The organism is Archangium sp. (genome assembly GCF_036389735.1).
GTDB lineage: Bacteria > Myxococcota > Myxococcia > Myxococcales > Myxococcaceae > Archangium.
In genome coordinates, this window is record NZ_DASVWK010000639.1 from 1 (window position 1) to 4146 (window position 4146).

Annotated in this window: 5 protein-coding genes; 4 read left to right on the plus strand and 1 reads right to left on the minus strand. The window is 70.4% G+C overall.

The window, feature by feature from the left end:
- Together VF794_RS22340 and VF794_RS22345 are read left to right on the plus strand one after the other, a co-directional pair.
- Positions 1–830, plus strand: an 830-nt coding sequence (locus VF794_RS22340) for a response regulator (protein WP_331113611.1), incomplete at its 5' end; no start/stop codon positions are given.
- Positions 823–2352, plus strand: coding sequence for a response regulator (locus VF794_RS22345; protein ID WP_331113613.1), 1530 nt, complete (start codon positions 823–825; stop codon positions 2350–2352). The genes VF794_RS22340 and VF794_RS22345, both read left to right, overlap by 8 nt.
- A gap of 9 nt (positions 2353–2361) precedes the next feature.
- Here VF794_RS22345 and VF794_RS22350 read toward each other — a convergent pair whose 3' ends face one another.
- On the minus strand, positions 2362–2904 hold the full coding sequence (locus tag VF794_RS22350; protein WP_331113615.1) for a DUF2378 family protein: 543 nt from the start codon (positions 2902–2904) through the stop codon (positions 2362–2364).
- Positions 2905–3160: 256 nt separating this feature from the next.
- Between VF794_RS22350 and VF794_RS22355 the strand changes: the two genes are divergently transcribed.
- Both VF794_RS22355 and VF794_RS22360 read left to right on the plus strand, forming a co-directional pair.
- On the plus strand, positions 3161–3433 hold the full coding sequence (locus VF794_RS22355; RefSeq protein WP_331113617.1) for a hypothetical protein: 273 nt from the start codon (positions 3161–3163) through the stop codon (positions 3431–3433).
- Between the two features lie 79 nt (positions 3434–3512).
- Positions 3513–4146, plus strand: a 634-nt coding sequence (locus VF794_RS22360; RefSeq protein ID WP_331113619.1) for a cache domain-containing protein, incomplete at its 3' end; no start/stop codon positions are given.

Below are 4146 nucleotides of genomic sequence, written 5' to 3' on the forward strand. Positions count from 1 at the left end.
TGCACCCGGAGGTGGCGGAGATGCAGGGCCTCACCGAGCGCAGCCAGCGCATCGACCCCGAGCGCGCCCCGGTGCTGGTGCTGGAGGACGACCGGCAGACGCTCTTCCTCTATGAGAAGTACCTCTCGCGCTCGGGCTTCCAGGTGCTGCCGGTGCGCACCGTGGAGGACGCGCGGCGCACCCTGCAGCGCGTGCGCCCGGCCGCGGTGGTGATGGACGTCATGCTCGAGGGGGAGACGAGCTGGAGCTTCCTCGCGGAGATGAAGACGGGCGAGGACACCAAGGACATCCCCATCCTCGTGGTGACGATTACGGACCGCGAGCACAAGGCGCGCGCCCTGGGCGCCGACGAGTTCTGGCTCAAGCCCGTGGTGGAGGAGCAGCTGCTGCGCAAGCTGGCCTCCATGGCGCGCACCGCCCCGGTGCACAAGCTGCTCATCATCGACGACGATGACGTCCACCGCTACGTGCTCAAGCAGCTGCTCACGGACACGCCCTACGTGCTGACCGAGGCCGCCACCGGGCCCGAGGGCATCCGGCTGGCGCGCGAGCAGTCGCCGGACCTCATCTTCCTGGACTTCGTGCTCCACGACATGACGGCCTTCGACGTGCTGGACGAGCTGAAGGCGGACTCCCGCACGCGCGACATCCCCGTCATCCTCCACACCTCGCGCCAGCTCCAGGAGGAGGAGCGCCAGCGACTGGCGAAGGAGACGGCCACCATCATGGCCAAGCACACCCTGAGCCGCGAGGTGGCCATCGCCCGCATCCGCGACGCCCTGCACAAGACGGGATTGGGCACCGACAAGGGAGACGGACGCCGTGCCTGATTCCTCCGCGACGATTCTCAACGTCAACGACGACAACGCGACGCGCTACCTGTCCACGCGCACGCTCCAGATGGCGGGCTACCGGGTGCTGGAGGCCGCCACGGGCGAAGAGGCCCTGCGCGTGGCCGAGCGGGAGCGGCCCGACGTGGTGGTGCTGGACGTGAAGCTGCCGGACATCAGCGGCTACGAGGTGTGCAAGCGCCTGCGGGGGCGGCCCGAGACGGCCTCCATCGCGGTGATGCACACCTCGGCCACCTTCGTCACCCCGGACAAGAAGGTGCGGGGCCTGGAGGGCGGCGCGGACGCCTACCTCACCGAGCCCTTCGAGGGCGAGGAGCTCGTCGCCACCGTGCGCTCCCTCTTGCGCATGCGGCGCGCCGAGCAGGAGCTGCGTCGGCGCACCGAGCACCTCCAGGAGACCGACCGGCGCAAGGACCTGTTCCTGGCCATGCTGGCGCACGAGCTGCGCAACCCCCTGGCCGCCATCACCACCGCCGTGGGCATCCTGGAGCGCCGGGGCTCGACGGACCCGAAGGACGGGCGGATGGTCTCCATCATCCAGCGCCAGGCGAACCACCTGGCGCGGCTGGTGGATGACTTGCTGGACGTGAGCCGGATGACGCGCGGCAAGGTGGAGCTGCGCCGGGCCCGGGTGGACCTGCGGGGCGTGCTGGACCAGGTGCTGACGGTGTTCCGCCCGCAGGCGGACAGCCGCAAGCTGACGCTCCAGGCCTCCCTGTCGTCGGCGGCGCTGTGGATGGAGGCGGACACGACACGGCTGGAGCAGGTCTTCACCAACCTGCTGGACAACGCGCTGAAGTACACGGACGCGGGCGGCACCATCCAGGTGTGGACCGAGCTCCAGGTGAGGGGCGGGCGCGCGGGCGCGGCGGTGCGGGTGAAGGACACCGGCATCGGCATCCGCGCGGCGGTGCTGCCCACGGTGTTCGACCTGTTCTCGCAGGCGGACGAGTCGCTGGAGCGCACGCGCGGGGGCCTGGGCATCGGCCTGACGCTGGTGCGCACCCTGGTGGAGATGCACGACGGCCTGGTGGAGGCGCACAGCGAGGGCCCGGGCCGGGGCAGCGAATTCGTGGTGTGGCTGCCCGTGCTGCCGGATGCGCCAGCGGAGCAGCGCGAGGTGGCACCGCCCGCGCTGGTGACGCGCCGCCGCCGCATCCTCCTGGTGGAGGACAACGCGGACGCGCGACAGACGCTCCAGGTCCTGCTGGAGACGTGGGGCCACCGGGTGGAGGTGGCCGAGGACGGACTGCGCGGGCTGGAGCTGGCGGTGCGGCAGCCGCCGGAGCTGGCGCTGGTGGACATCGGCCTGCCGGGGCTGGACGGCTACCGGGTGGCGGAGCGGCTGCGGGCGACCATGGGCCGGGGCATCCGGCTGGTGGCGCTCTCCGGCTACGGCGACCCGGAAGACCAGATCCGGGCGCGCGAGGCGGGCTTCGACGTGCACCTGGTGAAGCCGGTGCGGCCGGACGATCTCAACCGCCTCCTGTCGGAGCTCTGAGGTCCCCGCTCAGAAGGAGATGGCGTAGGTGCACTCGTGGCCGTCGAACGCGGCGATCTCCACCCGGGGGTCCGCCGCGCCGGCGATCTTGAGCGTGGCGAACACCGTGCCGGCGATGAAGTGCGGGGAGACGCCCACCTCGTTGACCCAGAGCTGGAAGCGGCCCGGGCCCACCTCCTCCAGCTTCGAGTGGTTGTAGTTGTTGGCGTGTCGGAACGTCTGCGACATCCGCTCCAACGCCCGCTTGGGTCCGAGCAGCTTCACGATGCCCAGGGTGGCCGACCCCAGCACCGTCTCGCCCAGGGAGGCCACCAACCGCTCTCCCAGCTCGAACCAGGCGCGCTCCTCGGGCACGCCCAGGTACAGCTCCTCCACCACGATGCGCATGGCGCGCTGCCAGACGTCGCGCGGGTAGCTCGGCTTCAGCTTCGCGTCCAGGTCGATGCCCGCCTCCTTCACGCGCGCCTTGAGCCGCGTGGTGAGGCGAGGCTTCAACGCACGGGAGAACATCGACTCCACGGTGGCGTCATAGACGAGGCGTTCAGGGGGCAACGACACGGCACCGCATTATGCACGGGAGGGACGCACCGGGGCGTGTACCTCTCAACACCCACTCTGACCATGGGGTGACGAGGTCACGGATTCCCCGTGAGAGCCCCCTTCGCAACGCGACGCGCCGTGCGCACATAGGAGGAAACGACAGGCGAAGACTTTTTGGCTCACCGTCCCATGTTGTCGAAGGGCGGCGGTGATGGGACGAGGCGCGCGTTCGGCGCGGGGGGTAGTTGTGAAAGCGGCGATTATCTGTGTGACGGCCATCGCGAGCATCCTCACGAGCGCTTCGGGTACGGCGCTGCTCGCCCTGTCGTCGGACACCGCCCTACCCGCGGTGACGTGCGCGCCGGGCATGCGGGGCTGTGCGACGACCCAGCCGCGGACGGAGGAGCCCCAGAACGTCAGCAAGGACAACCACCCCTGTGATTGGGTGGAGACGTGCCAATTGCCCTGCGGTCGCGAGGGCGGCGATTGCTGTCACGCCGAATGGAACTGCCCGCCCGACGCCAACCTGCCGCGGTGCTGAGGAGCCGATCCCCTGGTGGCTCGGGGGTTGCGCTGTGCGTTCATGAACATCTCCCCCGGATTGCCCTAGGCTGGGAGGGATGGGGTTCTGGTTTGGACGACGACGCAGCCTGCTGACGAAGTTCTACGTGGCGCTGCTGATCGCCGTGCTGCCGCTGCTGCTGTTGCAGCAGCTCTACGTGTTGCCCGCCATCCGGCAGCAGCTGCGCGAGGATCGCATTCGCGCGGTGCGCCAGTTGGTGGAGACGGGCCACGGCGTGCTCCAGGCGTACGAGGCGAGGGTGCGCGCGGGCGAGCTCTCCCCGAGGGAGGCGCGCCAGACGGCGGCGGCGCTGCTCGAGGGCCTGCGCTACTCGAGCAGCGAGTACTACTGGATCAACGACCTGGACGCGCGGCTGGTGATGCACCCCTTCCTGCCGGGACGCGTTGGCGAGGACATGAGGGGTTACCAGGACGCGGCGGGCAGGCCGGTGTTCGTGGACGTCGCGGAGCTGGCGCGGCGGCAGGGGGAGGGCTCGCTGGAGTACCTGGCGTCACGGCCGCGCGAGCCGGCGCCGATTCCGAAGGTGTCCTACGTGAAGCTGTTCGCGCCGTGGGGGTGGGTGCTGGGGACGGGCGTGTACGTGGAGGACATCGAGCGCGAGGTGGGAGCGGTGCGGCGGCGGCTGCTGGTGGCGCTGCTGGCGGGGGTGGGGCTGGCGGGGCTCGCGGGGG